1 protein-coding gene is annotated in these 326 nt (G+C 67.5%); it reads left to right on the forward strand.

Annotation, left to right across the window (positions count from 1 at the left end; translation table 11 throughout):
• A partial coding sequence (gene purN, locus JYA52_RS00015; protein ID WP_276208495.1) for a phosphoribosylglycinamide formyltransferase occupies positions 1-326 on the forward strand: 326 nt, incomplete at both ends.

Raw genomic sequence — 326 nt, forward strand, 5'->3', positions numbered from 1 at the left:
CGTATGGAGTGGAGCGGTCAGCCGCGGCGGGCATCGACACCTTCGTGGTGGACTTCAAGGGCTACGCGGACCGGGCCGCCTGGAACGCCGCACTGACCGAGGCGGTGGCGGCTTACCAGCCGGACAGCGTGGTGTCCTCGGGCTTCATGCGCATTTTGAGCCCGGAGTACATCGATGCCTACGACTGGAAATACCTCAACACGCATCCCGCGCTGCTTCCGTCGTTCCCCGGCGCCCACGGCGTCCGGGATGCCCTGGCGTATGGCGTGAAGGTGACAGGCTGCACCGTGCACTGGGCCGACGCCGGAGTGGACACCGGGCCCATC

The organism is Arthrobacter pascens (assembly GCF_017052465.1).
In the GTDB taxonomy this organism is placed as follows: domain Bacteria; phylum Actinomycetota; class Actinomycetes; order Actinomycetales; family Micrococcaceae; genus Arthrobacter; species Arthrobacter pascens.